Origin of the sequence: Streptomyces sp. NPDC058289, assembly GCF_042880975.1 — a bacterium.
Lineage (GTDB): Bacteria > Actinomycetota > Actinomycetes > Streptomycetales > Streptomycetaceae > Streptomyces > Streptomyces stoeckheimensis.
Map to the genome: position 1 here is coordinate 1 of NZ_JBHVYI010000112.1, position 25,559 is coordinate 25,559.

General features: G+C 72.2%; 23 protein-coding genes and 1 pseudogene. 9 read left to right on the forward strand and 15 right to left on the reverse strand.

Features of this window, described 5'->3' with window-relative positions; all coding sequences use genetic code 11:
• The 4 genes from ACFVX6_RS35895 to ACFVX6_RS35910 all read left to right on the forward strand — a co-directional run.
• A partial coding sequence (locus ACFVX6_RS35895) for a hypothetical protein (RefSeq protein ID WP_389698735.1) occupies positions 1-969 on the forward strand: 969 nt, incomplete at its 5' end.
• Positions 966-2,417: an NADH-ubiquinone oxidoreductase-F iron-sulfur binding region domain-containing protein gene (locus ACFVX6_RS35900; protein WP_389698737.1), complete on the forward strand. Its 1,452-nt coding sequence runs from the start codon at positions 966-968 to the stop codon at positions 2,415-2,417. The genes ACFVX6_RS35895 and ACFVX6_RS35900, both read left to right, overlap by 4 nt.
• 114 nt (positions 2,418-2,531) lie before the next feature.
• Positions 2,532-3,563 (forward strand): SCO0930 family lipoprotein, encoded by a 1,032-nt coding sequence (locus ACFVX6_RS35905; RefSeq protein WP_389698739.1) that lies wholly within the window; start codon positions 2,532-2,534, stop codon positions 3,561-3,563.
• Between the two features lie 6 nt (positions 3,564-3,569).
• On the forward strand, positions 3,570-4,061 hold the full coding sequence (locus tag ACFVX6_RS35910; protein ID WP_389698741.1) for a hypothetical protein: 492 nt from the start codon (positions 3,570-3,572) through the stop codon (positions 4,059-4,061).
• On the opposite strand, the gene ACFVX6_RS35915 is transcribed toward ACFVX6_RS35910, so the two are convergent.
• A complete protein-coding gene (locus ACFVX6_RS35915; protein WP_389698743.1) occupies positions 4,019-4,423 on the reverse strand; it encodes a hypothetical protein in 405 nt (134 codons plus the stop codon). The two genes, ACFVX6_RS35910 and ACFVX6_RS35915, sit on opposite strands and share 43 nt — an antisense overlap.
• Positions 4,424-4,760: 337 nt before the next feature.
• Between ACFVX6_RS35915 and ACFVX6_RS35920 the strand changes: the two genes are divergently transcribed.
• Positions 4,761-6,104 carry a radical SAM protein gene (locus ACFVX6_RS35920; RefSeq protein ID WP_389698745.1) on the forward strand — a complete coding sequence of 448 codons (1,344 nt, stop codon included), beginning with the start codon at positions 4,761-4,763 and terminating at the stop codon, positions 6,102-6,104.
• A 10-nt stretch (positions 6,105-6,114) separates the two neighbouring features.
• Here the strand turns inward: ACFVX6_RS35920 and ACFVX6_RS35925 are convergent, their stop codons facing one another.
• The 10 genes from ACFVX6_RS35925 to ACFVX6_RS35970 form a co-directional block, all read right to left on the reverse strand.
• Complete coding sequence (locus tag ACFVX6_RS35925) at positions 6,115-9,534, reverse strand: molybdopterin-dependent oxidoreductase (protein WP_389698747.1); 3,420 nt, start codon at positions 9,532-9,534, stop codon at positions 6,115-6,117.
• A gap of 154 nt (positions 9,535-9,688) precedes the next feature.
• The gene (locus tag ACFVX6_RS35930; RefSeq protein ID WP_389698749.1) at positions 9,689-10,621 is read right to left on the reverse strand and encodes an ABC transporter permease; all 933 of its coding nucleotides are present in this window, start codon (positions 10,619-10,621) and stop codon (positions 9,689-9,691) included.
• On the reverse strand, positions 10,618-11,499 hold the full coding sequence (locus ACFVX6_RS35935; protein ID WP_389698751.1) for an ABC transporter ATP-binding protein: 882 nt from the start codon (positions 11,497-11,499) through the stop codon (positions 10,618-10,620). The genes ACFVX6_RS35930 and ACFVX6_RS35935 overlap by 4 nt, the downstream gene beginning before the upstream one ends.
• Positions 11,496-11,885, reverse strand: coding sequence for a GntR family transcriptional regulator (locus ACFVX6_RS35940; RefSeq protein WP_389698753.1), 390 nt, complete (start codon positions 11,883-11,885; stop codon positions 11,496-11,498). The genes ACFVX6_RS35935 and ACFVX6_RS35940 overlap by 4 nt, the downstream gene beginning before the upstream one ends.
• A gap of 78 nt (positions 11,886-11,963) precedes the next feature.
• Entirely contained in the window at positions 11,964-13,004 is a 1,041-nt protein-coding gene (locus ACFVX6_RS35945) for an LLM class flavin-dependent oxidoreductase (RefSeq protein ID WP_389698755.1), read from the reverse strand.
• Positions 13,005-13,081: 77 nt separating this feature from the next.
• Positions 13,082-13,858, reverse strand: coding sequence for a GNAT family N-acetyltransferase (locus ACFVX6_RS35950; RefSeq protein ID WP_389698757.1), 777 nt, complete (start codon positions 13,856-13,858; stop codon positions 13,082-13,084).
• A gap of 52 nt (positions 13,859-13,910) precedes the next feature.
• Positions 13,911-14,933, reverse strand: coding sequence for a transporter substrate-binding domain-containing protein (locus ACFVX6_RS35955; protein ID WP_389698759.1), 1,023 nt, complete (start codon positions 14,931-14,933; stop codon positions 13,911-13,913).
• A 170-nt stretch (positions 14,934-15,103) separates the two neighbouring features.
• Entirely contained in the window at positions 15,104-15,904 is an 801-nt protein-coding gene (locus tag ACFVX6_RS35960; protein ID WP_389698761.1) for an amino acid ABC transporter ATP-binding protein, read from the reverse strand.
• Positions 15,901-16,863, reverse strand: a complete 963-nt coding sequence (locus ACFVX6_RS35965; protein ID WP_389698763.1) for an amino acid ABC transporter permease — start codon at positions 16,861-16,863, stop codon at positions 15,901-15,903. Before ACFVX6_RS35965 ends, ACFVX6_RS35960 begins: the two co-directional genes overlap by 4 nt.
• A gap of 200 nt (positions 16,864-17,063) precedes the next feature.
• A complete protein-coding gene (locus ACFVX6_RS35970; RefSeq protein WP_389698765.1) occupies positions 17,064-18,050 on the reverse strand; it encodes an amino acid ABC transporter permease in 987 nt (328 codons plus the stop codon).
• A gap of 718 nt (positions 18,051-18,768) precedes the next feature.
• Between ACFVX6_RS35970 and ACFVX6_RS35975 the strand changes: the two genes are divergently transcribed.
• From ACFVX6_RS35975 to ACFVX6_RS35985, 3 genes are read left to right on the forward strand one after another with little or no spacing between them, the layout of a single operon-like run.
• Positions 18,769-19,983, forward strand: coding sequence for an LLM class flavin-dependent oxidoreductase (locus ACFVX6_RS35975; protein ID WP_389698767.1), 1,215 nt, complete (start codon positions 18,769-18,771; stop codon positions 19,981-19,983).
• Positions 19,980-20,942 carry an ABC transporter substrate-binding protein gene (locus ACFVX6_RS35980; RefSeq protein WP_389698769.1) on the forward strand — a complete coding sequence of 321 codons (963 nt, stop codon included), beginning with the start codon at positions 19,980-19,982 and terminating at the stop codon, positions 20,940-20,942. The genes ACFVX6_RS35975 and ACFVX6_RS35980 overlap by 4 nt, the downstream gene beginning before the upstream one ends.
• A gap of 23 nt (positions 20,943-20,965) precedes the next feature.
• Positions 20,966-21,718: an amino acid ABC transporter ATP-binding protein gene (locus tag ACFVX6_RS35985; RefSeq protein ID WP_389698779.1), complete on the forward strand. Its 753-nt coding sequence runs from the start codon at positions 20,966-20,968 to the stop codon at positions 21,716-21,718.
• 4 nt (positions 21,719-21,722) lie between these two features.
• Here the strand turns inward: ACFVX6_RS35985 and ACFVX6_RS35990 are convergent, their stop codons facing one another.
• From ACFVX6_RS35990 to ACFVX6_RS36005, 4 genes and pseudogenes are all read right to left on the reverse strand, one after another.
• Entirely contained in the window at positions 21,723-21,860 is a 138-nt protein-coding gene (locus ACFVX6_RS35990) for a hypothetical protein (protein WP_389698771.1), read from the reverse strand.
• Positions 21,803-22,402: pseudogene (locus tag ACFVX6_RS35995) on the reverse strand (phosphotransferase); the annotation flags it as partial. The pseudogene ACFVX6_RS35995 and the gene ACFVX6_RS35990, both read right to left, overlap by 58 nt.
• On the reverse strand, positions 22,351-23,259 hold the full coding sequence (locus tag ACFVX6_RS36000; RefSeq protein WP_389698773.1) for a carbon-nitrogen hydrolase family protein: 909 nt from the start codon (positions 23,257-23,259) through the stop codon (positions 22,351-22,353). The gene ACFVX6_RS36000 and the pseudogene ACFVX6_RS35995, both read right to left, overlap by 52 nt.
• A gap of 8 nt (positions 23,260-23,267) precedes the next feature.
• Complete coding sequence (locus tag ACFVX6_RS36005) at positions 23,268-24,770, reverse strand: APC family permease (protein ID WP_389698775.1); 1,503 nt, start codon at positions 24,768-24,770, stop codon at positions 23,268-23,270.
• A 147-nt stretch (positions 24,771-24,917) separates the two neighbouring features.
• Between ACFVX6_RS36005 and ACFVX6_RS36010 the strand changes: the two genes are divergently transcribed.
• Positions 24,918-25,541 carry a TetR/AcrR family transcriptional regulator gene (locus ACFVX6_RS36010; RefSeq protein WP_389698777.1) on the forward strand — a complete coding sequence of 208 codons (624 nt, stop codon included), beginning with the start codon at positions 24,918-24,920 and terminating at the stop codon, positions 25,539-25,541.
• The last annotated feature ends 18 nt before the right edge of the window (positions 25,542-25,559 follow it).

Below are 25,559 nucleotides of genomic sequence, written 5' to 3' on the forward strand. Positions count from 1 at the left end.
GTGCGGCGTCCGCCGCTGCTGTCCGCCGCCGGGGGACCGCACCCCGCCGCCCTGGCCGCGGCGGCCCTCGCCGCCGGGGCCGCCCTGCTCGTGGCGGCCCGCGCCGGTGCACTGACCCGCCTGTGGGACTTCCTCGACTACGCCGCCGGCGTGCTCTCGCTGGTCTCCCTCACCGGCGCCGTCCTGTGGGGCCTGGCGGCCACCGACCGCAGACTGCTCGCCTCCGGGCACCGGCTCGTCGCCCAGGCCGTGCACCGCGGCCTCGCCGTCGCCGGACTCGGCTTTCTCCTCCTGCACGTGTGGATCAAGGTGGGGCGGTCCCGGACCGACGCCGCCGCCGTGATCCTGCCCTTCACGGACGGCCAACGGCCGCTGCTCATAGGCCTCGGCAGCCTGGCCGGCTACGGGTTCGTAGCCGTGGCCGTCTCCGGCGCCGTCCGCGGCACCTTCGCCGCCCGGGGGCGGTCCCTGTGGTGGCGGGCCCTGCACATGGGCGCCTACCCGGCCTGGGGAGCCTCGCTGGTGCACGGGCTCAAGTCCGGCCGCGCAGCAAGTGGTTGGGTGACGACCGGGTACGCCCTGTGCCTGCTCGCCGTCGCCGGCCTGCTGGCGCTGCGGCTGCGCGCGAAGCTCCGTACGCTCGCCGGCGCGGGGCCGCGCACGAGGCCCGGTACGCCGCTGCGTGCGGACCCCGCGCGGCCGTCCGGGGTACCGGCCGCACCGGCAGCGCCGCCGGTGCAGTCACCGCCGCACGCACCGTCCGTACCCTCCCGGCCGCCCGGGCAGGCGCCGCCGCACCGGCCGGCGCCCTTCGTGCGCCGGCCGGCGGAGTGGGCGGCGGAGCTGCTGACGGCACGCCTGACCCGGCAGCCGGGCACCACGGTGTTCCCCGGCCGCCCCGGACGGGCCGCGGATCCGTCCGCAGGGCCGTCCTCCGAGCCGCTCGACGGCGTACGGAGCGGACGGTGAGCGGCTCCGGGACGCGGCCCGCCCTCGGCTGCGTGGGCGCACCGCGCCTGCTGGCCGGACTCGACACCTCCGAGCGGCTGGACCGGGCCGGCCATCTGGACGTGCACGGCGCGCTGCCGCGCTACCCCTCCGAAGAGCTCGTCGCACTCGCCGAGGGCATCGCCCTGGGCGGGCGCGGGGGAGCGGGCTTCCCCTTCGCCCGCAAGCTCCGGGCCGTCATCCGGTCCGCCAGAGGGCAGGAGGGACGCAGCGCCGTGGTCGTCAACGGGACCGAAGGCGAACCGAGTTGCCTGAAGGATGCCGCCCTGCTCCTGTACGTGCCGCACCTCGTGCTCGACGGCGCGCTGGTGGCTGCCGCCGCGCTCGGCGCCGAGGACGTGGTCGTCGGCGTCACCCGGCCCGACGTGGAGCGCTCGCTCATCGAAGCCGTCGCCGAACGGGGCCCGGCCGGGCGGCGCGTGCGCGTCGTCCGGCTCCCCGAACGCTTCGTCACGGGCGAGGGCAGCGCCCTCGTGAACGGCCTGGACGGCGGACCCGGCGTGCCCTCCGGGCATCGGACGCGCACCAGCGAACGGGGCCTCGGCGGCCTGCCCACCCTGCTGTCCAACGCGGAGACCTACGCCCAGCTGGCCGTCGCCGCCCGCCTCGGCGCGCCCGCGTACGGCACGGCCGGCCTGCCCGACGAACCCGGCACCACCCTGCTGACCGTCGCCGGGACGACCGTCGTCGAGGTACCCCTCGGCACGTCCCTGGCGTACGTACTGGACCTCTGCGGCACGGTGCCCGGACAGGGAGTGCTCATCGGTGGCTTCCACGGCCGCTGGCTGGACCCGGGGTCGGCGCGCGAGGCGCTGATCTCGCGGAAGTCCCTGGCGGCGTACGACGCGGTCCTGGGCGCCGGTGCGGTGCTCCCCCTGCCCGAGGACACGTGCCCGGCGGGCGAGGTGGCCCGGGTCACGCGCTGGATGGCACGGGAATCGGCGGGCCAGTGCGGCCCGTGCGTACGGGGACTGCCCTCGCTGGCGGACGCCGTGGAACGGCTCGTGGCCGGCGGCGGCGGGGCGGCCCTGGACGCGGTGCAGGCCCGGATGCGGGGGGTACGCGGCCGGGGAGCCTGCTCCCACCCGGACGGCACGTCCTCGTTCGTGGCCTCCGCGCTCGCCGTCTTCCCCGACGAGTTCCGCGACCACGCGCTCGGCAGCGGCTGCGGACGCCGCGTGCTGGGCGCCCTGCCGCTGCCCGCGGACGAGAGCCCCGAACGGCTCGTCGTGGACTGGACGTTGTGCAAGGGCCACGGTCTGTGCGTGGACCTGCTTCCCGATGTGGTGCGGCTCGACGAGGACGGCTATCCGGCGCGCGGCGTCATGCCGGTCCCGGGTCCGTTGCGGCCCAAAGCACTGCGCGCGGTGCGCCGTTGCCCGGCACTCGCGCTCCGCATCCAGGAATGAGTTCACGCTTTGGCGTGATCTGACAAATTCCCGCGCCACCGAATACGGCGGCCCCCGCAGACCTTATGAATATCCAGACGGAAGCACGCCGGATGGAAATCGAAGGAGAGAACCATGGGCAACAGGAGCCGGGCGACCACGGCCGCCGCCGGATCGGTGCTGACGGTACTTCTGCTCGCGTCGGGATGCGGCAGCGGTGATGACGACGCCCGCACGGTGACCGTCCGGGCGGCGGGGGCGGAACGGGCGGTGGGCCACGGCGCCGGGGACGGCGAGGACTACGCCGACGGCTACGGTGCCGGGTCCGAAGCGGGCGCGGATGCGGACGTGGATGCGGACGTGGATGCAGAGGAGGACCCGACCCCGGCCGGCACGTTGTCGGTCCGGGAGATCCCGAAGGTCGGCAGCGTGGTCACGGACGCGGCCGGAACCACGCTCTACCGGTTCGACAAGGACACCGCACAGCCGCCCCGCTCGAACTGCGAGGACGCCTGCGCCACGCTCTGGCCCGCGGTGCCGGCGGACGGGGCGCAGGCCCCGGCGGGCGTGGACGCCGGGCTGCTCGGCTCGGTCGACCGGCCCGACGGCACCCGCCAGCTCACCCTCGCGGGGTGGCCCGTGTACCGGTACGCGAAGGACACCCGGCCGGGTGAGACGAAGGGCGAGGGCGTCGGCGGGACCTGGCACGCGCTGGCGGCGGACGGCGGCAAAGCCGTGGACGGCGGCAAGGCGGCGGAGGGCGGCGAAGCGGCGGACGACGGAAAAGCGGACACCGGAAAGGAATCCGCGCCGCTCTCCGCCGTGGACGACGCGAAACTCGGAAAGCTCTTGGTGGACGCCCAGGGGCGCACCCTCTACCGGTTCGGAAAGGACAGCGCCTGGCCGATGAAATTCGGATGCCTCGACGACTGCTTGAACACGTGGAAACCCGCCCCCTCCGTGGAAGCTGGAAAGGCCGTCGGAATTCCCGCCGAGCTGGTCGGATCCGTGGAACGTCCGGACGGAACCCGTCAATTGACGATCGACTGCTGGCCGGTCTACCTCTTCACCGGAGACACCGGACCGGGCCAGACCAACGGACACGGCGTACAGGGCCTCTGGTTCGCGGTGAACGACGCGGGCAAGAAGATCCCGGCGAAGGGCTGACCGGCCGTGCCCGCCACGGGAGGAAGGACTCCCCGGGCGCCCCGCGCGATCGCCCTGCTCGCCGCCCTCCTCTGCACGGCCTGCACGGCAGGCGCGGGCAGCACGGGAAGCACGGGCACCGGCGGCGGGGGGCGAGCGGCGTCCCCGCCCCCCGCCCCCGAGCCGCTGGACCGGATCGCGGCCGCCCTGGGCTGCAGCCCCGAGGTGACCGTCGACGCGCAGGAGCTGCGCGAGGGCGCCTGCGCGGTGGGCGCGCAGGCCTTCCGGCTGGCCACGTTCAGCACGGCGGAGGGGCGCGCCGCGTGGCTGTCGGAGTCACGGCAGTACGGTGGCACGTACCTCGTCGGCGAGCGCTGGATCATCACGGCGCCCTCGCCGGACGCCCTGACCCCGGCCCGGGAGCGCCTCGGCGGAACCCTGGACTCGGCCCCCGACCACACCCACACTCACGGCGCTCACCCGTTGGTGATCCGGACCACGCCGGTCTCGGTGCCCTGATAGAGGGTGCCGTCCGGGCCCGTGGTACCGGTCATCCGTGGCGGGTTGTAGACCAGCCCGATCCCCAGGAACGAGCTGGTGAGCTGCGCTCCGGTGGCGAGGGTGCGGACCGTGTCGGTGTCCGTGTCCGCGGTTCCGATCACGCCGCCGGTGGTGGCGAACCAGACCTTGCCGTTCCAGGCGGGGGACAGGCCCACGATGTTGTCGCCGGCCGGCACGGCGCCCGCGAGCGGGGTGGACTGGTCGACCGTCAACGCCCAGCCGCCTGCCGCTGCCGGTGCGGTGGTGGCCGATGCGGACGAGGTTGTTGTTCCCGTCCACGGCGACCAGCCGGTCGTTGTTGTCGAGGTAGGAGTGGACACCGCCGAACAGGCTGCCCTTGGGCAGGGGAAGCGAGGCCAGGTCGGCCCCGCTCCCGGGATCCAGCAGGTGCACGGTCGGGGTCTGCCCGAAAATGGTGGTGCAGAGGGTGACCACGTAGCCGTCGGCGCCGATCACGATGGTCGGGCAGGCGGAGTCCAGCGCGGCGGCAGGGTCTGCCGGCGGAGCGCCGGGCCGGCTCACGCCCTGAGGAGCCGTCGAGGAGCCGCTGCGCCGGGGCCCGGCCGCCCTCATTACAGTGAGATCACCGCCGCGACGCGCGGAACGCCAAGGGGGCGGACCGCCGCGGACCGGCAAGAGCCTGGAATGGAGCCGCAGATGGAGAGTCCCAGCCGTACCGCGCTGATCGAGGACCTGATGGGGCGCTTCCCGCACGTGCCCCGGGAAGCCGTGATCAAGGAAGACCTCCTGCGGGGCGGCATGGCCTTCGACGAGTCCGCGCTCAGCGGAGGCGCAGACGGTGCTTCGGGCGACGTCAAGCCGAAGTCGTACTTCATCTTCTCCTTCGACCACCGCACCCTCCCGGAGCTCGGCGCCGCCGCGCTGAACCGGCCCCCCGAGGAGATCGTGCTCACGGGCGGCCCGTACGAACTGCGCCGCACCGTGGTCTCCGTACGGGTCAACCCGGACTCCCCGTACGTGGTGCGCGGCGGGGAGGACGGCGCGCTCGGCCTGTACCTGGACGGCGTACGGATCGCGGACGTCGGCCTGCCGCCGATGCCGGAGTACTACCGGCACAAGCTGTCGAACGGCAAGTCGGTCATGGAGGTCGCGCCGACCATCCAGTGGGGCTACCTCATCTACCTGACGGTCTTCCGGGTGTGCCAGTACTTCGGCGCCAAGGAGGAGTGCCAGTTCTGTGACATCAACCACAACTGGCGCCAGCACAAGGCGGCCGGCCGCCCCTACACCGGGGTGAAGCCGGTCGAGGAGGTGCTGGAGGCGCTGGAGATCATCGACCGGTACGACACCGCGGGCATCTCCCGGGCCTACACCCTCACGGGCGGCTCGATCACCTCCCAGGTCGGCGGCCGTGACGAGGCCGACTTCTACGGCCAGTACGCGAAGGCCATCGAGGAGCGCTTCCCCGGCCGCTGGACCGGCAAGGTCGTCGCACAGGCCCTGCCCCGCGACGCCGTGCAGCGCTTCCACGACCACGGCGTCAAGATCTACCACCCCAACTTCGAGGTGTGGGACGAGTACCTGTTCAAGCTCCACTGCCCGGGCAAGGAGCGCTACGTCGGCCGCGACGAATGGCACCGCAGGATCCTGGACTCCACGGAGGTGTTCGGCCCGCGCAACGTGATCCCGAACTTCGTGGCGGGCATCGAGATGGCGGAGCCCTTCGGGTTCACCAAGGTGAGCGAGGCGATCGCGTCCACCCAGGAGGGCCTGCGGTTCTTCATGTCGCACGGTGTCGTCCCGCGCTTCACCACCTGGTGCCCGGAGCCGACGACCCCGCTCGGCAAGGCCAATCCGCTGGGCGCGCCCCTCGAGTACCACGTCCGCCTGCTGGAGACCTACCGGGCGACGCTGGAGGAGTTCGGCCTGAGCTCCCCGCCCGGCTACGGCCCGGCCGGCCCCGGGCGCGCGGTGTTCTCCGTCTCCTCCTTCATGGACAGCCTGGAGGGGCTGGAGGAGAAGGAGAACACCGTTTCCTGACGGCTCCGGCTCAGACGTCGAGCACCAGGTCCGACGTCGGCAGGGACTGGCAGGTCAGGACGTCGGTGTCGGGCAGGTCCTCCGAGGGGGCCACCAGGTGCGCGGCCGTGCCTTTCAGCACGCTGCAGGCACAGCTCTCGCACTGCCCGACCCGGCAGCCGCTCGGCATGGACACCCCGGCCGCCTCGCCGAGGGCGAGGAGCGGGCCGTCGTTCTTGCGCCAGACGGCGCTGCGTCCGGACCGGGCGAAGGTGACGGTGTACTCGGCGTCGTCGGGCACGGTCACCTCCCGCCGGGCCGGGCGGAACTTCTCGCTGAACACCTCGAAGCGCGGGACACCGCGCGCGATCAGGGCGCCGGTGAGGGCGTCGAGCATGGGCTGCGGCCCGCACATGTAGAAGCGGGCCCGCCGCTCGATGAGACCGGGATCGATGTCCTCGATCGTGATGAACCCGGTGCGGTCGTGGTCGCGGCCGAGGACGTCCTCCGTACCGGGAGCGGCGTAGTGGTCGACGACCGTCAGCGCCGGTATGCGGGTGGCCAGTTCGCGCAGCCGGTCCCGGAAGGGGTGGTCGGCCGCGTTGTTGTTGCCGTAGTGCAGGACGACCTCGGGGACCGTGCCGCCGGTGGCCGCGAGGGTTTCGAGGTAGCTGAGGAACGGGGTGATCCCGATGCCGCCGGCCAGGAGCACGACCGGGTTGTCGGTGTGCGTCGGGACGGCGAACACGCCTCCCGGGTTCGCCAGGTGGAGCCGGTCGCCGACCCGGAGCTCCTCGTGGATCCGCGTGGAGAAGGCTCCGCCGGGGATGTGGCGCACGGCCAGCCCGTAGTCGGTGCGGCCGGTCGCGAGGGCGGGTCCCGTGAGGGAGTAGCTGCGTCCGTCCGCGGGGTCCTGGAGGGTGCCGTCCGGGTGCTCGGCGCGCACGGTCAGGTGCTGGCCGGGCCGGTAGTCGGGGAGGGCTCCGCCGTCCTCGGGGGTCAGCCGCAGGCCGCGGATGCCGGGGCTCACCTCGGTGAGGGCCGAGACGGTGAAGGGGCGGGTCCCGAGCCAGGAGCCGTCACCTGCCACCGGGCCGATCCGGCAGGCGGCGGACCGCAGCGGGGCGGAGCCGCTCAGGGGGTCGGTTTCGGTGTGGTCGACGAGCCGGTTGAAGTTGCTGCCCGTGGATGACGTCGGGTCGGCGCCGGGGAGGGCGAGGTCGGTGGCGTCCTGCCACCAGCCGTACTCGCCGACGACGACGGAAGGGTGGAGGGAGTCGTCGAAGCGGGCGCGCAGCCGGATGGAGCCGCGGCGCGTGGCGAGCTCCAGCCACTGGCCCTCGCCGATTCCGTGGGCGGCGGCGGTCTGCGGGTGCAGGTCCACCGAGGGGTCGGTCGCCCGGCGGCGCAGCGAGGTCAGGGAACGCTGCTGGCTGTGGACGAAGTACCCGTGCTTGGCACAGGTCAGCACGAGGGGGTACGCGGCGTCCGTGGGGGCGGGGTCGTGGTGCTCGGGCACCGCCGGGTAGCCGTGCTCCAACAGCCGCTCGGAGTACAGCTCGACGCGCCGGGTGGGCGTGGCGAAGCCGGTCACCCCGTCCTCGTCGCCGCCCCTGTCGCCCGCCACGGGTGCGGCGTACTTGCGGTAGGCCTCCTCGCGGGGCACCCGGACGCCGCCCGGCTGCCGGCGCAGCTCCTCGACGGTCAGGCCGAGGGGTTCGAGCTGCCAGTTCCAGGCGGCCTCGATGTCCCCGTCGAAGAACTCCGCTCCCATGCCCAGGCGGCAGGCCAGATCGAAGACGAACTCGGTGTCGCTGCGGGACTCGCCCTGCGGCTCGACCATGCGTGGCCGGAGCTGGACCTGCTCCTGGGCCCGGTGGCTGAACTCGAAGCCGAAGCGCAGGGCCTCGTGCTCGTAGGAGCTGTTGACCGGCAGGACGAGGTCGGCGCTCGTGCTGGTCGGATTGTGGAAGAGGTCCAGGTGGACCTGGAAGGCGAGTGCGCCCAGCGCCCGTGCGGTGCGGTCGGAGTCGGGCTGGGCGACGACGAGGTTGGACCCGAAGCCGATGAGGGCGCGGACCGGGTAGGGGCGGCCGGTCTCGATGGCCGTGCACAGGTCCCCGGAGTTGATGTAGCCGGAGGCGGGCGGGCCCAGCGGGTGCTTGTCGAGGCCGAGGGCCTTGGCGCGCTGCTCGGGAGCGAACCGGGCGACCGACGTGGCCGGGTTGTAGGGCGGGGCGGGGGCGACGTGGTTGCCGCCGCGGGTGTCGTAGGAGCCGGTCAGCGCGTAGAGGGTGGCCAGCGCCCGCTCGGTCTGCGCGGCGTTCGCGCTCTGCCCCACTCCGGTCCACCCGTAGTAGGTGACCGACGGGGCGGCCGCGATCTCGGCGGCGAGGGCGCGGATCTCCCGCTCGGGGATCCACGTGGTGGCCGCGACCCGGGCGGGCGGCCAGGCCGCGCAGGCGTCGGCGTACTGCTCGAAGGCCGGCGCGCAGTCGACGACCGAGCCGTCGCGGAGGGCGATCGGGCGGGTGCCGCGCAGCGCGAAGCGCTCCGGGCGGTCGGCGGCGCGCGCGGTGTCGTACGCCTCGGCCCGGCCGGTTTCCTCGTCGAAGACGGCGAAGCCCGGGCGTTCCCGGGGCGTGCCCGGGAGCTCCTCCGCGCGCAGGAACCGTCCGGTGTCGGCGCGGACCAGGAGGGGAGCGTTGGTCCAGGCGCGGACGAAGGCCTCGTCGTAGCCCTCGTCGGCGATGAGCAGGTGGGCCAGGCCCAGGGCGAGCGCGGCGTCGGTGCCGGGCCGGACCCGCAGCCAGTGGTCGGCCCGCAGTGCGCTGGTCGAGCGGCGCGGGTCCACGACGGCGAGCTTCGTGCCGGTCGCCTGGGCGGCGGAGAGGGCGGCGGACTGGGCGAGCCAGGTCTTGGCCGGGTTGAAGCCCCACAGCAGGGCGAGGTCCGCGTTCGCGTAGTCGGGCGGCGGGATCGGCGAGCCGAAGGTGAAGGCGTGCGCGACGTCCTTGTGCCAGTTGCAGATCTCCGCGCTGTACACGGTGTTCGGGCTGCCGAAGCGGCGTACGAAGCGCTCGATCCACTCGGTGGCGTCCGAGACCATGGTTCCCGAGGGCGTGGCCACGGCGAAGGCCACCGATTCGGGGCCGGTCTCGGCGGCGATCGTCCCGATCTTCTCGGCTATCTCCGCCATCGCCTCGTCCCAGGAGACCGGCACCCAGCCCGGGTCCGGGTCGGACTTGGGGTTGGTCCGGCGCAGCGGGGTGGTCAGCCGCCGGGTGCTGTGCGCGATCTCGGGGGCGGAGCGGCCCTTGGGGCACATCGCCGTGCCGGTCGGATGGTCGGGGTCCGGTCGCACGCCGGTCAGCCGGCCGTCCTCGATGGTGAAGATCGCACCGCAGCGCGACTTGCAGAGGGTGCAGAAGCCCCTCTTCTCTTCGGACATGGCCTTCTCCTGCCTCGCGGACCTCCCTCCAGTGGACAGCCCGTGGCACGGCGCTGACCAGCGGCGATGGTCTTCACCGGGGACGCGGATGTCCCGGCCGGCCAGGGCCTTTCGGCCCCGGAACCGGCCGGGTCGTTCGGCCCGCCCGGGTCGCCTAGGGGTGCCGGGCGTGCACCAGGCGGTAGGCGGCGTAGAGGACGGCGGCGGCCAGGGCGAGCAGGATGGAGGTCTCGATGAGCTGGGTCGGCCAATGGTGCGAGGCCGGGTGGAAGTCCAGGTACCGGGCGGTGATGTGCAGGTCGGCGGGGCAGCCGGCCGCCGGGTCCGTCGGGTTGAAGCAGGAGTTCTCGGAAAGGCGCTCACCCTTGGAATTGAGGTAGCCGGTGTCCATCATCAAGGCGGAGCCGGGCATCCGCGGACTTGTGTTGCTCGGGTAGGGCGCGGTCGCCGTCGTCACGGGCAGGAAGGACCAGCGCAGCGCGCCGAGGATCAGCAGCACGAGGCCCGTGAGGAGACCCGTGACCGCCATGGCGGGCAGCGTCCGCCGGACCAGTTGGCCGACCAGGGCGCCCAGGGCCACTCCGAGCAGGCAGTAGCCGATGAGTACCGGGCCGGTGGCCTCGTACGGGCCCCGGTCGGCCCAGTGGAGCTGCCAGGATCCGCTCACCCGCGACCAGCCCAGGCGGTACACCCCGATCAGGGCGACCGAACCGAGCGCGGAGACCACGGCCGCGACCAGGACCTTCGAGCCGAGCCAGGCCTTCGCCGTCGTCGATTGGGTGAGGGCGAGCCGCCAGGTTCCGCTCTCCAGCTCCCGGGCGACCATCGGACCCGCGACGAAGGCTCCCACGAGCAGGGGAAGGAACAGGATCGTGTTGCCCGCGTACATCACGCAGAGCCGGAACAGCTCCCACGCGTAGTACTCGGTCGACATGTCCATCCGGTCGGATTCCGAGTTCCCGCTCCAGGCCCGCAGTGCGACCGTCGCGGCGAGGCTCGCGCCCACCAGCGCGGGCACCGCCCACAGCACCCGGCGGTGCTGGCGGACCGCCACCCAGTACGGCCCCTTCAGCGTCAGCGTGCTCATGCCGACGCCCCTTCGGTGACGGCGTTCACGGCGAACGCCGGGGCTTCGGGCGCGCGCAGATGGGCGAGCAAGAGTTCCTCCAGTGACGGGTGGGTGGTCTGCCAGGTGCCGCTGTCGACGGGGCCCCGCGGCCGTACGAGCGCCGTGAGCTGACGGCCCGTCGTACGGGCCTCGACGACGGTGTGTGCGGAGAGTTCCTCGCGGGCCGCGGCGGGGCCGGTGACCAGCAGGTGCGCCGCGCCGACCTCGTCGATGGGGCCGGAGAGGCGGATCCGTCCGCCGTCGACGAGCAGGAGGTGGTCGCAGGCGCCCTCCAGCTCGGTGAGGATGTGCGAGGACATCACCACGGAGGTGCCGTTCTCGGCGGCGTCGGCCATCAGCGTGCCCATCAGCCGGTGCCGGGCGAGCGGGTCGAGATCAGCCATCGGCTCGTCGAGCAGGAGCAGGCTCGGGCGCTTGCCGAGGGCCAGGGCCAGGGCGACCCGGGTGCGCTGGCCGCCGGAGAGCGTACGGACCTTGGCGTGCGGGTCGAGGTCCCCCGCCTCCACGATCTGCTCCGCCCTACTCGCGTCCCAGCGACCGGGGTTGAGTTCGCTGCCCATGCGCAGCGTCTCGCCGACGGTGAGCTGCGGGTAGAGCGGCTTCTCCTGGGCTGCGAAGGCCAGTTCCTCGCGCGGGACCGAGCGGAGGTAACCCTCCGTCGGGGACACGAGCCCGGCGGCGATGGCCAACAGGGTCGATTTTCCCGCCCCGTTGGGTCCTACGAGTGCACAGACCCGGCCCTCGGGCAGCCGGAAGGAGCAGTCGCGCAGCGCCCACCTTCCCCGGCGTCCGTAGCGCAGGCCGAGGCCCTCCGCCTCGATCACCATGTGCGTCATACGTCTTCGTCCCCCTTGAAGTGCTCTTCCAGTACGGCCGAGAAGAGCGCGACCGCGTCGTCCCGCTCCATCCCGGCCTGCCGCGCCCGCCGTGCCCAGTCGGCGAGTTCGGCGCGCAGCGGGGATTCCGCCGGGGCGCCGCCCAGGGACTTGCGGATGAAGGTGCCCAGTCCCCGCTTCGCCTCGACGAGACCCTCGCGCTCCAGCTCGCGGTAGGCCTTGAGGACGGTGTTCGGGTTGATGGCGGTGGCCTCGACGACTTCGCGTGCCGTCGGCAGCTTGTCCCCGGGCTCCAACAACCCGAGGCGCAGGGCCTGTTTGGTCTGCTGGACGATCTGCAGGTACGTGGCGATGCCGCTGCGCCGGTCGATGCGGTACTCCAACACGACGACACCACCCTTTCACTAGGCAAGTAGTGAAAGGGTGGTTCAGGGGGATGCTTCTGTCAACAGTCCTTCGTCACCTCAGGCGAACGCGGGGTCCGGGATCGAGCTGCGCAGCACCGGGGCGACCTCCGACTGGAACAGTGCGAGGGAGCCGCGGTGTTGGGCCTCGGTGAGGCCGCCCGGCTCGGCCATGAGGTGCAGGACCGTGTGGCCGAACTCCTCGTGGTAGCGGTGCACCTTCTCGATCACCTGCGCGGGGCTGCCGATCAGGGCCGAGCTGCGCTCGACGAAGTCCTCCAGGGTCGCGAACACCGGATCCAGGCCCTGCGCCGCGTGGGCGGCGAGGTGCCGCGCGAACGCCGGCCGGTACGCGGCCACCGCACCCTGCGAGGTGGGGGCCGTGTGGAAGCCCGCCGTGCCCGCGCCCACGACCGCGCGGGCCGGATCGTGTCCGTAGTGCTCCCAGCGCTCGCGGTAGTGGCGGATCAGTGCGGCGTACGGGCCGATCGGATGGGTGACGTTGGCGGAGAAGAGCGGATCGCCGTAGCGCGCCGCGAGATCCACGGACTCCCGGCTCGTGGCACTGCCGTGCCACACGCGCAGCGTCTTCTGGTACGGCCGGGGCAGTACCTCGGCGCCGGTCAGCGCGGGCCGGAAGCGCGGCCGCGCCGTCACCTTGTCCTCGCTCCAGATCCGCCGGAACAGCTCGTAGCCCTCGGAGTTGCGCTCCCACTGGTCCTCGGAGCTCACGTCGAACAGCGCGCGCTGCGCGGTGCCGTTCCCCTTGCCGATCATCAATTCGAGCCGGCCGTCGCTGAGGTGGTCGAGCGTGGCGTAGTCCTCGTACGCCCGCACCGGGTCCAGCAGGCTCAGGGTGGTCACGGCGGTGTACAGCCGGATTTTCCGGGTCAGGGCCGCGATATGGGAGAGCACCACGGGCGGCGAGGACGACAGGAACGGCCGCTCGTGGCGCTCGCCGACCCCGAACCCGTCGAAGCCGAGCTCCTCCGCCTGCAGGGCGGCGGAGACCACCTGCCGGAAGCGCTCGCGCGTGGGGGTCGGGGCGCCGGTCGCCGGGTCCGTGCCGTCCGTGATCAGGGTGATGGCCAGGAACTTCAATCTCGCTCCTATCGAAAGGGGCATGCCCGAAATCAGGGCCGCTGAATGACGGGAGTGTGAAATGCGATGCGGCAGAATCAAATCTGTGTGGCGGCAATGTCATCCGCGCTGCCCGGCGCCCGGAAGGCCAGGAAAAAGGGCCTGTGGCGCACGGTGAAACCGATCGACTCGTAGAGGCGGATCGCCCGGGTGTTCTCGGCGGCCGTGTGGAGGAACGGTACGTCTCCCCGGTCCCTGACACCCGCCGCGACCGCGCGGACCAGGCGCGTGGCCAGGCCCCTGCCACGGAAGTCGGGATGGGTGCAGACCGCGCTGATCTCCGTCCAGCCGGGCGGGCGCAGCCGCTCCCCGGCCATGGCCACCAGCCGGCCCCGGTGGCGGATGCCCAGGTACGTACCCAGTTCGATGGTGCGGGGCAGGAAGGGCCCCGGCTTCGTCAGCTCGATCAGCTCCAGGACCTCGGGCACGTCCGCCGGCCCGAGCCGCACCGCCTCGGGGGCGGGCTCGGCGCGCAGCGAGGTGTCGACCAGCTGGACCCCCTGCGTGGACCAGACGGTCTCCCACCCGCGGGGCGGCGTCAGCACCCCGGAGAGCGAGACGACCCGGTCGGGGCCGGCCAGGGAGCGCAGCGCGTCCCAGGACCGGGGGTCGGCCGGATCGGCGACCGCGGAGAACACGGCGACGTCCGGGGCGTAGCGGGCGGCGTGGCCGCCGGCCCGCACGGCGAAGCCTGCGTGCGGGCCGGACAGCGCGGCCCAGGCCGGGTTGTCGAGGACGTGCGGGATCGCCGGGGTCCCTGAAATCACCGGACTGGTGGCAGAACTGGGGGCTGGGCTGGGGCTGGTGGTGGGCATGGGGGCGGAACCCGCCTTCCGTGGGATGCCCGGGCCGGGGACGGCCGCGGGGTCAGGAGTTGGTCGCGGGCAGCCCGGGCGGGTTCACCTGCGCGGTGGTCACGGCCTCGTTGGAGAGGTTCCACGCGGTGAGGAGCTGCGCGTACCGGCCGCTCCCGGCAAGGTGGTTGATGGCCCGGGCCACGGGCTCGGCCAGTCCGCTGTCCTTCTTCGCGGTCGCGGCGATCAGCCCCTGGAGGGTCTCGCCGGCACCGGAGAACGAACCGGCGTTGCGCGTCGGGGCGTTGCTGCTCGCGGTCTGGGTGATGTGGTAGGCGATCGAAGGGTTCGGGCCGAAGTTGAGGTCGATCTTCTTGCCGCTCAGCGCCAGGTAGACGCTGTTGGCGTCGGGGAAGTGCTTGACCGTGATGTCCTTGCCCTCGGACTGGAGCTTCTTCTGCCACTCCAGGAGGATCTTCTCCTGGTTGGTTCCCTTGCTGACGGACACCGTCTTGCCCGCCAGGTTGCGGTAGTCGCCGCCGAACTCCCAGGTGTTTTCCTTCAGCGCTTCGAAGGCCAGGTTGTCCTGCCGGTAGGACGCGAAGTCGTACTTCTTCTTGCGCTCCTCGGTGACCGTGACGTTGGAGAAGGCCACGTCGACCTTGCCGCTGTCGATGCCGACGAAGAGGTTCTCCCACGTGGAGTTCTTCACCACGGGCTTCAGGCCAAGGGTCGCGGCGACGAGGCGGCCGAGGTCGGGCTCCGAGCCGGTGAGGGTCTTCTGGTCGGTGCCGACGAAGGCGAGGGGCGGGAAGCCGGCGGGCAGGGCGCCGACCCCGATGACCAGCTCACCACGGTCGCGCACGGCCTTCGGGAGCTGTGCGCGCAGGGACTCGACGACCGGGACGGACAGCTCGGCCTGCTGCGCGGCTCCGTTGGAGAAGGCGCCGATGGTCACCTTGTCCGAGACCGGTGCCGTGCCGGTGGCCTTCGCGTCGCCGCCGCACGCGGTGAGCCCGGCGGCGAGGGCGACGGCGGCGGTCGTGGCGCCGAGGCCGCGGACGAGTCTGTTGCGCAGGAGGGACGGGCGTTGCATGGCGTTGCCTTTCGGGTGTGCGGCGATGCGGGGAAGGTCGAGGAACGGAGGGTGAGGGAAGGGAGGCCGGAGCTGGGAAAGCCGGAGCTGGGAAGGCCGGAGCTGGGAAGGCCGGAGCAAGGGAAGTCGACGCGGCGCGGGGTGATGCGGCGGAGGGCGTGGCCGGCTCGTCAGAGCACCTTGCTGAGGAACTCCCGGGTGCGCGGGTGCGCGGGGTGGTCCAGCACCTGCGCGGGCGAGCCCTGTTCGACGATGCGGCCCTCGTGGAGGAAGACGACCTCGTCGGCGACCTCGCGGGCGAAGCCGATCTCGTGGGTCACGATCACGAGGGTGGTGCCCCCGGTGGCCAGGTCCTTGATCACGGAGAGCACCTCGCCGACCAGCTCGGGGTCGAGCGCCGAGGTGGGCTCGTCGAAGAGGATGACCCCCGGCCGCAGGGCGAGCGCCCGGGCGATGGCCACCCGCTGCTGCTGCCCGCCGGACAGCTGCCGCGGGTAGGCGCCGCCGCGGTCCCCGAGCCCGACGCGGCGCAGCAGGTCCTGCGCCAAGGCCTGCGCTTGCGGCCGGGACAGCTTGCCGGTGGCGACCGGGGCGGCGGCGACGTTGCCCAGCACGGTGAGGTGCGGGAAGAGGTTGAAGTTCTGGAAGACGAAGCCGATCCGGCCGCGCTGGGCGAGGATCGTCCGTTCCCTCAGCTCCTTGAGCCGGCCCCCGTGCCGCTGGACGCCGATCAGCTCGCCCCCGATGCTGACGTGGCCTGCCTCGGGCTTCTCCAAGTGGTTGAGGACCCGCAACAGGGTCGACTTGCCGGATCCGGAGCGCCCCAGGATCACGGTGACCGTGCCGGGCGCGACGGTCAGGCTCACCCCGTCGAGGACCCGCCGGCCGCCGAACCACTTGTGCACGTCGTGCACCTCGATGGCGGCCGGCCGCGCGGTGGTGGCGGTGGCGGTGCTCGCGTTCCCGGTCATCGGGCCGTCTCCTTCCGGTAGCGGATCCGCAGGTCGCGCACGCCCGCCCGGGCCCGCTGGAGGGGAGCGGGCGCCGGGGTGCGCAGCGCTCCGCGGGCGTAGTACCGCTCGACGTAGTACTGCACTACGGAGACCAGACTGGTGAGGACCACGTACCAGACGGTCGCCACCAGCAGCAGCGGCACCACGTCGCCGGGATAGGTGCTGGCCAGGCTCTGCGCCGAGCCGAACAGGTCGAGCAGCGACACGTAGAAGACCAGTGAGGTGGCCTTGAGCAGGCCGATCAGCTGGTTGACGTAGGACGGCACGATGGAGCGGAGCGCCTGCGGGAAGACGATCCTGGCGAACTGGTACCGCTTGGGCAGGCCCAGGGACGCGGCCGCCTCGTGCTGGCCCGGGTCGACGGAGAGCACGCCGGCCCGGACGATCTCGGCGGCGTACGCGGCCTCGCTCAGGCTCAGTCCGACCACCGCGACCGCCATGTCGGTGGCGAGCCGCGACTCGTCGAAGGTCAGGAAGGCGGGGCCGAACGGGATGCCGATGCTGAGGGTGGGGTACAGGGCGCTGAGGTTGTAGAGGAAGAGCAGGACGACGATCAGCGGCACGGAACGCAGGAGCCAGATGTAGGTCCAGCTCACCGACCGCAGTACCGGGCTGCCCGAGAGCCGTCCGAGGGCCAGCAGGATGCCGCCGGCCAGGCCGAGGACCGCACTGTACGCGGCCACCTGGAGGGTGATGAGCAGCCCGTCCAGGATCACCGGGCGGGCGAACCAGTACGCGAACCGGTCCCATTGGTAGAAGGGATTGGTGATCAGCCCGTGGGCGGCCTGCGAGACCAGCACCAGGACGACGATGCCGGCGACCCACCGCCCCGGCCGGCGCAGCGGGAGGACCCGCTCGGCCGGCCCGGGCGGCCCGGAAGGGCCGGCGGGCGCGGAGAGGAGCAGTGATTCGGTCAAGGACACTCCACGGCTTCGAATAGGCGCAGAATCGAAAAGCAGCCGTCAAGCAGGACTGGAGAGGCCGCCGATATCTCTTTGTCTGCGGCGTAAGCTAGGCAGCCCGCAGAAGGGGTGTCAACGGCCTGGATATCGGAATGCGTGAAATCGTGTTCCGATTTCATCCGCCGTACACACAACGCCTGTTCGTGAAATGAAACTCAGCGGTCACCGGGTGCGGTCACCGAGTTCAGACGGCCGCGCAGGCCGGCCAGCCGGACGCGCAGCAGCCGCAGAGGTGTGGGCGGAAGACCCCGCGAGCTGCCGCGCGCGTAGTGCCGCTCGACGTAGTACTGGCCCGCGCTCAGCACGGTCGTGACGGCGACGTACCAGACGGTGGCCACCATCAGCAGCGGGATGACCTGGTAGGTCTGGTTGTAGACCAACTGCACCGAATACAGCAGGTCGTGCACGGCCAGCACGCTCACGATGCTGGTGCCCTTGAGCGTGCCGATGAGCATGTTTCCGGCGGTCGGCACGATCGAGCGCATCGCCTGCGGAACCACGATCCGGCACAGCGTGCGACGCCTGCTCAGCCCCAGTGCCTGCGCGGCCTCCGTCTGGCCGGGGTCCACGGAGAGGATGCCGCCGCGGACCACCTCGGCGGCGTACGCGGTCTCGTGCAGCGTCAAGCCGATGACGGCGGTGAGGGTCGGGCCGAGCAGGTTCACCGTGGAGACGGTGAAGAGCTGGGGGCCGTAGGGGATGCCCAGGCCGAGCGTCGGGTACAGGGCGCCGATGTTGAACCAGAACAGCAGCTGGACCAGCAGCGGTGTGGACCGGAAGATCCACACGTAGCCCCAGCTCAGGGTGCGCAGCACCGGGTTGGCCGACAGCCGCATCACGGCGAGGACGGTGCCGAACAGGAACCCCAGCACCATCACCACGCCGGTCAGCCAGAGGGTCAGGAGCAGCCCGTCGAGCACGGCGGAAGTGGTGAAGTACCTGCCCACCAAGCCCCATTGGAAGGCGTCGTTGCGCACGACGGAGGCCAGCACCAGCGCGAAGACCAGCAGTGCGGCGGCGGCGGACAGCCGGCGTCCGACGCGCCGGCGCGGCACGATGGGCGGTGGCTCGGCGCCGGGGGCGTACCCGTGGGCCGCGGCGGACAGGCGCGGTGTGTCGGAGACATCGGAAGCGGTGGTCATGGAGGTGCTCCGGGGTGGGAGGGATCGCGGGCGCGGCACGGAATCGGTGCGCATGCCGGACTGCCGGACTGCCGGACTGCCTGACTCATGGGCTGCCGGACTGCCTGGAACGGTCGTCGTCACGCTCGCCGTGTCCCTCAACACGGCCGGACCGGCTTCCGCGCACGGCGGAGCCGGTCCGCCGCCGATCGTATGCGTCCACCGCACGGACGTGTCAACCGTGCGCGGTCCGGCGGCAGTCGGGCTCGTCCGGCATCCGGTCCCTTGCTTGACGCAGAGCGCTTCGTCCTGTTCAAGTAGTCGCATGAACGCCCATCAGCGCCTGGTCTCGCGCGACTACATCGACTTCGGTCGGGTGTGGTCCGCAGCCTGTTGCGCCTGACGCGGCAGCGGGCCGTCCGACCGGCCCTTCCCTCCCTCGGTTACCCCGTCGCGGGCCGAGCTCTCCTCTGACGCAGCCGCCGTGCGGGCCGTGACCGCCGCAAGGGCGGGCTGCCGTGAACCCGGACGCGCGCTGCCGCCGCACCTGCTTCCGACGCCCCGCGTCGTCACGCCTGCACCGTCATGCCTTGCTGTTCCCGCCCCAGCCTCAGCCCCGTTCCACTCCGCCCTGCCGCCGTGCCGCTGACGGATCTGGCAGATCGTCACGCACGGCCGTGCCGGGGGCGGTCCATCCTGCCCCGGTGCGTTCCGCCGCACCTTCCGAAAGGCCACACCCATGCCCGTGGAGTTCCTCGGCATAGCCGCCACCAACGACGGCTCCGAAACCACCGCACGATCCGGCGCCGCCTTCGACAAGGAGTACACGCTCCGGCTCGCCGGGGCGCACGAGGAACACGGCTGGGACCGAGTCCTGTTCGCCTACGGCTCCGGCAGTCCGGACCCGGCGCCGGCCGCCGCGTACGTCGCGAGCAGGCTGGACCGCCTGCAGATCCTGCTGGCCCACCGGCCCAACGTCTCCTACCCCACCTTCGCCGCCAAGACCTTCGCGACCCTCGACCAGATCAGCGGCGGCCGGCTGGCCGTGCACTTCATCACCGGCGGCAACGACCACGAGCAGGGCCGCGAAGGCGACGTCCTCGGCAAGGACGAGCGCTACGCCCGCACCCGTGAGTACATCCGCATCGTCAAGAAGATCTGGACCACCCACGGGGCCTTCGACCACGAGGGAGAGCACTACCGCTTCCACGACTTCGTCAGCGACGTGTTCCCCGTCCAGCAGCCGCGCCCGAACGTCTCGTTCGGCGGTTCCTCGCCCGCCGCCTACGCGGCCGGCGGTGCGGAGGCGGACATCTACTGCCTGTGGGGCGAGCCCCTGGAGCAGACGGCCCAGCAGATCGAGGCCGTACGGGCCGCGGCGCGGGCGGCGGGCCGCACCGAAGCGCCCCGCATCCAGGTCGCGTTCCGGCCGATCATCGCCCCGACCGAGGAGCTGGCCTGGGAGAAGGCCCACCGCACGGTGGGCGCCATCAAGCAGCGCAGGCGGGCAGGGACCGTACAGCGCCACCGCAACGGGGTGTCGGAGGCCGCTGCGCCGCAGAACACCGGATCGCAGCGCCTGATCGCCATCGCCGAGGCGGGGGAGCGCTACGACCGGGCGCTGTGGACCCCGACCGCCGCCGCCACCGGCGGCGCGGGCAACTCCAACGCCCTGGTCGGCACCCCGGAGACGGTGGCCCAGGCGCTGCTGGACTACTACGACCTCGGCGTGGACATCCTGTCGGCCCGCGGCTACGACCTGCTCGGCGACGCCGTCGACTTCGGCCGGTACGTGATCCCGCTCGTCCGCGAGGAGGTCGCGAAGCGGGACGCCGCCCGGGAAACCGCCGCCCGGGAAGGTGCCGCTCGGGAAGGCGCCGGCCAGGACGCCGTACGCCGTACCCGGCCCGAGGCCGGCTCTCCCGGCCAGACCCTGACGGCGGTGCGCGGATGAGCCGGCGCGCGAGCGTGCTCCGAGGTCGCCTGCGCACCGCACTCGTGCTCCTGCCCCTCCCTCTGCTGGCCACCTTGACGGCCTGCGGCTCCGGCGAGGGATCCCCTCCGGTGGCCGGCGCCCTGGCCTCGCCCGCGCCGGCCGACGATCCGGTCGCCGGGGTTCGGGCCGTGGAGTCGATCGCCGCCCTGCTCCCCGCCGAGGTCCGCAAGGCGGGCAGCCTGCGGCTCGGCGGCTCCGTCGGATCCCCTCCGTCCGCGTACTACCCCAACGGACAGGACAAGCCGCCCGCCGGCCAGGACATCGACATCGCCGCCGCGGTGGCCAAGGTCCTCGGCCTGAAGCTGGAGCGCCAGGACGCCTCCTTCGAGACGATCCTCCCCGCCCTCGGCAGCGGCAAGTACGACGTCGGTACGGGCAACTTCGGCGTCACCACCGAACGCCTGAAGTCCGTCGACTTCGTCACCTACATCAACGACGGCCAGGGCTTCGCGGTCCGGACGGGCAACACCGCACTGACCGGGCAGGTCTCCGACCTCGCGCAGCTGTGCGGACTGACCATCGGCACCGGCGCCGGCACGACCTTCGAGAAGACCCTGAACGCGCAGAAGGAGGTCTGCGCCGCAGCCGGGAAGAAGCCGTACGAGGTCAAGGTCTTCTCCGAGGCCGGGGCCGTGACCACCGCCCTCCAGCAGGGCCGGATCGACGTCGTCATGTCGACGATCAACGGCCTGCGCCACCAGGCCGCACAACCCGCCGCGCAGACCACCTTCCTCGGCGAATACCACCGCCTCGACGTCGGCTTCGCCTTCAAGAAGGGATCTCCACTGACCCCGGCCTTCCAGGCCGCCGTCAACGAGCTGATCAAGGACGGCACGTACGCACGGATCCTGAAGAAGTGGGGCACCACGCCCTCCGCGATCGACACCTCGCAGATCAACCCGGCCGAGCACGCGTGAGCGAGCCCGTGCCCGGACCGGCCATGGTCGAGGTCCGCGGAGTCCACAAGAGCTTCGGACCCCTGGAAGTGCTGCGCGGGGTCGATCTGACGGTCCGCGCCGGGGAGGTCACCGTGATCCTGGGGCCCTCCGGCTCGGGGAAGTCCACCCTCCTGCGCACCATCAACCATTTGGAGAAGGTCGACCGCGGCTGGATCAGCGTCGACGGCGAGCTCATCGGCTACCGGGGCCATCGCGGCAAACTGTACGAACTCAAGGAGAAGGAGGTGTTGAGACAGCGCACGCACATCGGGTTCGTCTTCCAGGACTTCAACCTCTTCACGCACCTCACCGTGCTGGAGAACCTCGTCGAGGCCCCGGTGTCCGTGCTGCGCCGGCCACGGGAGGCGGCCGGGGACACGGCCCGCAGGCTGCTGGAGCGCGTGGGTCTGAGCGACAAGGCGGACGCCTACCCGCGCCAGCTGTCCGGAGGGCAGCAGCAGCGGGTGGCCATCGCCCGGGCGCTCGCGCTCGAACCGAAGGTGCTGCTCTTCGACGAGCCGACCTCGGCGCTCGACCCGGAACTCGTCGGCGAGGTCCTGGACGTCATCAAGGACCTGGCCCGCACCGGAACCACCATGCTCGTCGTCACCCACGAGCTCGGCTTCGCCCGAGAGGTCGCCGACACCGTCGTGTTCATGGACGACGGGGTCGTCGTGGAGCAGGGGGCGCCCGGGGCCGTCCTGGACGACCCGCGGCACCCCCGCACCCGCGCCTTCCTCGCCAAGGTGTGGTGAGGGGTCAGCCGATGAGCGCCTCGGTGATCTGCCGGGTGGTCTGCGCGGCTACGCGGGGGTCGGTCGCGGCGTGGAAGGTGTAGGTCCGTGGAACCAGACCGGAGGCCGGTCCCAGCCGGGGGCGTCCAGCGCCGCTTCCCACAGGGCGGTCATGGCCGCGGCGTCGAACACGCCGGAGACCTCCGCGATGGCGGCCCGCGTCGCGCGGTCCCGGTCGGCCGGCGGAGCGCCCGTCAGGTCCGCGGGTACGGCCCCGGCCGGGAGGTCCGGGGCGGCGAACCGTTGCAGGGCGGTGAGGAACCGGGCCAGTGCGACCGCGGCCGTGGTGGAGTCGGCCAGTGCCCCGGCGGTCGCCACCTCACCGTCCGGCCAGCGGGACACCGACCACGGCCACGGATAGCCGAAGCCCGGCCTGCCCCATGCCACCGGTACCGGGACGGCCAGCGGCAGGTGCGGGGCGAGCCGGGGCAGCCCCTCGGCCTCCTTGGCGGCCTGCCCGGCGACCCCCGGTCCGCGGGGGAGCCGGACGGACAGCTCCCGGCCCAGCCTGTAGATCACGTGGTCGGATCCGCGTTCCGAGCCGTCCCACCGCGCCGGGGCCCGCCTGTCGACCGGGTTTCGGCCCCCGGCGGCTACGCGGTCGGGTTCTCCTTCTCCTTCTCCCCCTTCTCCTCCTCCAGCCAGTGCGGCGTACGGAAGGCAGCGCCGCCGTACATCGGGAGGGCGATCGATTCCCCGTACCGGGCGAGCTGGTTCCAGGGCCGGTTGATCCCGGTGGAGCCGTAGCGGCGCACCCGTGTGACGGTGTCGAGGTCCAGTACGTCGACGAGCACCTCCTCGCCGTGGCCGGCCTGCTGGCGGACGGTGCCCTCGGGGTCGACGATCGCGCTGGCGCCGACGCCCGCGGGGTCGGCGGCGTTGACGTTGACCACGTAGACCTGGTTGGTCCAGGCGTTGGCGCGGGCGCAGACCAGTTCCATCTCCCGGTCCCGGGTGGGTGTCAGGGTGGGCTGGATGACGATCTCCGCTCCCAGCCAGGCGAGTTGGCGGACCGTCTCCGGGAAGGAGCCGTCGTAGCAGATGGCCAGGCCCGCCCGCCCGATGCCGGGGAGGTCGAACACGGTGAACTCGTTGCCGGGGCGGGCCTTTTCGTACGGCTGCCAGGGGAAGACCTTGCGGTAGCGGGCGACGATCTCGCCCTCGGGCGAGACCGCTATGGCCGTGTTGTAGACGTGGCCGTCCTCCGCGCGCTCGTAGAGGCTCCCCGGGACCAGCCACAGCTCGGTCTCCCTGGCGAGGGCGCAGATCCGGTCGGTGAGCGGTCCGGGGATCGAGACGGCCGCCCGCTCCATCCAGTCGTCGGGGGCGGGGCGCAGCAGCGGGCCCTCGGCGGCGAGCAGGAGTTCGGGGGCGATGACGAGCTGGACGTGGGGGAAGAGCTCGTGCGTGGCGCGGACCTGGTCGCTGAAACGCTGCCAGCTCGCTTCGAGGTCGTGGGCCACGGGCGTGGTCTGGAGGGCGGCGATGGCGAGAGTGCGCATGGGTGTGGTCAGTCCTCGGTGATGGTGAGCGCGGCGACCGACGTGCGGCCCTCGCGGAAGAAGCGGCGGAAACGGGTGCGGGTGATCAGCAGGGCCAGGGCGCCCGCGGCGAGGGACCCGGCGCCGAGGAGGAAGACCCCGCCGACGCCGTGGAAGGAGGTGCTGCCGTAAGCGGGGTCGTACATGTCGTAGGCGCTCCGGACGAAGGCCGCCAGCATCAGCAGGCCGCCCAGCAGGGGCAGGAGGCCCCGCAGCAGGAGGTCGCGCGGGGAATCGCGCAGGCTCCGCCGGAAGTACCAGACACAGCTCAGGGCGGTGGTGCCGTAGTAGCAGGCGATGAGCAGCCCGACACAGAGGACGGCGTCGCCGAGGATGTCCGCGGAGACGAGCCGGAGCAGGATCAGCGTGCCGGCCGCTGCCGTTCCGCAGGCCAGGGTCCCGAAGGCGGGCGTGCGGTGGCGGGGGTGGATCCGAGTGAAGGCGCGTGGCAGGGCGCCGTGGGCGGCCATGGACAAGGTGCCTCGGGAATTGCCGACGAGGCAGGTGAGCAGAGCCGAGACGGCCGAGACGCAGACGGCGAGCTGCATCACCTTGGAGAGTGCCCCGCCGAGTACGGGAGGGGCGAGGGTCGTGAGGACGTCGGCGGCGTTCTCCGGGTTGCCGAGGCCCAGACCCGTGGTTCCGGTACCGGCGAAGCTGATCGCCGCGAACGCGGTGAACAGGTAGGTGCCCAGGAGCAGGAGCGTCGAGAGGACGGCGGCCTGCCCGGCCACGCGCTCGCCGTCCCGGGTCTCCTCGTTCGCGGCGAGCAGCGAGTCCCACCCCCAGTAGATGAACAGGCAGAGCAGGACGGCTTCGGCGAAGGGTCCGAATCCGTCGAAGGCGCTGGGGTCGAGCCAGTCCAGGGAGGGGGTGACCGCGCCGTCGCGGGCGAAGGCGGCCGCGCCGAAGCCGAGCAGGGCCGCCATTTGCAGGCCGAGGAGCACGTACTGCACGGAGGCGGCCAGGTGCAGTCCCCGGACGGAGACCAAGGTGCACGCGGCGAGCAGGAGGAGGGCGGTCACCGTGACGACGACATCGTTCTCGGCGAGGGAGTGCAGACCGAGCAGGTTCAACAGGTACACGGCGCCGACCTGGGACAGGGCGGTCATCGCGATGAGGGTGGCGACGATCACGACCCAGCCCCCGGTGAACCAGCCGGCCACCGGCCCGAAGGCGCGGGTGGTCCACACGAAATTGGTGCCGCAGTCCGGCATCTCGCGGTTCAGCTCGCGGAACGCGAAGGCGGTGAGCAGGATCGGTAGGAATCCCAGGAGCAGGGCGGCCGGAGCCAGGTCTCCCACGGCGAGCGTCACGAAGCCGAGGGTGACGGCGATGCTGTACGCCGGTGCCACGGACGACAGGCCGAGGGTGACGGAGGCGAGCAGGCCCACGGAGCCGCCGCGCAGCCCCTTGCCGACGGGGGCGGGCGCCGGCCCGGTTCTGGCCCCGGTGTCGGTCGGGTTGGTCATGATGCCTCCTGGAGGCCGCAGGTGTGGTGCGCCGAGCGTGAGACGCCGCGTTAAACGCAGATTTAAGACCTGGCTTCCTGGACCGTCAATGGTCTGAGCGATATTGTTAAACTCGGATTTAGATGATCAACGTTTGGAGGGCATGGCGTGGCAGCCAGGAAGGGGTCCGGCAAGGAGAACCGCCGGACCGAGCTCGGCAAGGCGGTGGAGCGCGCCGTACTGGTACGCGGACTGGAGGGCCTGCGGCTGCGCGATGTCGCCGACCAGGCCGGGGTCACCCCCGCCGCGGTGCTCTACTACGGCGATCTGGACGCCCTCGTCCACTCCACCTACCAGCAGGCCATCGAGCGCTACAGTCAGGAGCGCGAGGAAGCCGCGGACCGCTTCGACGACGCCCGCGACAAACTGCGGGCCTGCATCGACCACGGAGTCGCCGGAGGCCCCGACGACGCGCTGACCCGGCTGCTCTTCGAGTACTGGCCGCGCTGCCTGCGCGACGCCCGGGCGGCGGCGCTCGACAGCGCCCTGACGGAACGCCAGATCGCCGTGTACTCCGGCATTTTGGTCCTCGGCCAGGCCCAGGGGCATTTCCTGCTCCAGGATCCGCCCCGCCTGCTCGCCGCGAACTTCGTCGCCATGGAGGACGGTTACCAGATGGAGGTGCTCGCCGGCCGGCGCACGCGCACCGAAGTGATCGCCGCCCTGCGCTCCTACGCGCGGGCCGTCACCGGTCATGAGCTGACCGGCCACGAGGAGGCCGATCCGGCCTGACCGCGGCCCGGACGCACC

Coding starts and splice junctions, on each gene's coding strand:
- ACFVX6_RS35950 (WP_389698757.1), bottom strand. CDS start 13,858: ATGCCCACCACCAGCCCCAGCCCAGCCCCCAGTTCTGCCACCAGTCCG.
- ACFVX6_RS35960 (WP_389698761.1), bottom strand. CDS start 15,904: ATGACCGGGAACGCGAGCACCGCCACCGCCACCACCGCGCGGCCGGCC.
- ACFVX6_RS35920 (WP_389698745.1), top strand. CDS start 4,761: ATGGAGAGTCCCAGCCGTACCGCGCTGATCGAGGACCTGATGGGGCGC.
- ACFVX6_RS35930 (WP_389698749.1), bottom strand. CDS start 10,621: ATGAGCACGCTGACGCTGAAGGGGCCGTACTGGGTGGCGGTCCGCCAG.
- ACFVX6_RS35970 (WP_389698765.1), bottom strand. CDS start 18,050: ATGACCACCGCTTCCGATGTCTCCGACACACCGCGCCTGTCCGCCGCG.
- ACFVX6_RS35935 (WP_389698751.1), bottom strand. CDS start 11,499: ATGACGCACATGGTGATCGAGGCGGAGGGCCTCGGCCTGCGCTACGGA.
- ACFVX6_RS35925 (WP_389698747.1), bottom strand. CDS start 9,534: ATGTCCGAAGAGAAGAGGGGCTTCTGCACCCTCTGCAAGTCGCGCTGC.
- ACFVX6_RS36005 (WP_389698775.1), bottom strand. CDS start 24,770: ATGACCAACCCGACCGACACCGGGGCCAGAACCGGGCCGGCGCCCGCC.
- ACFVX6_RS35975 (WP_389698767.1), top strand. CDS start 18,769: ATGCCCGTGGAGTTCCTCGGCATAGCCGCCACCAACGACGGCTCCGAA.
- ACFVX6_RS35905 (WP_389698739.1), top strand. CDS start 2,532: ATGGGCAACAGGAGCCGGGCGACCACGGCCGCCGCCGGATCGGTGCTG.
- ACFVX6_RS35955 (WP_389698759.1), bottom strand. CDS start 14,933: ATGCAACGCCCGTCCCTCCTGCGCAACAGACTCGTCCGCGGCCTCGGC.
- ACFVX6_RS36000 (WP_389698773.1), bottom strand. CDS start 23,259: ATGCGCACTCTCGCCATCGCCGCCCTCCAGACCACGCCCGTGGCCCAC.
- ACFVX6_RS35980 (WP_389698769.1), top strand. CDS start 19,980: ATGAGCCGGCGCGCGAGCGTGCTCCGAGGTCGCCTGCGCACCGCACTC.
- ACFVX6_RS35985 (WP_389698779.1), top strand. CDS start 20,966: ATGGTCGAGGTCCGCGGAGTCCACAAGAGCTTCGGACCCCTGGAAGTG.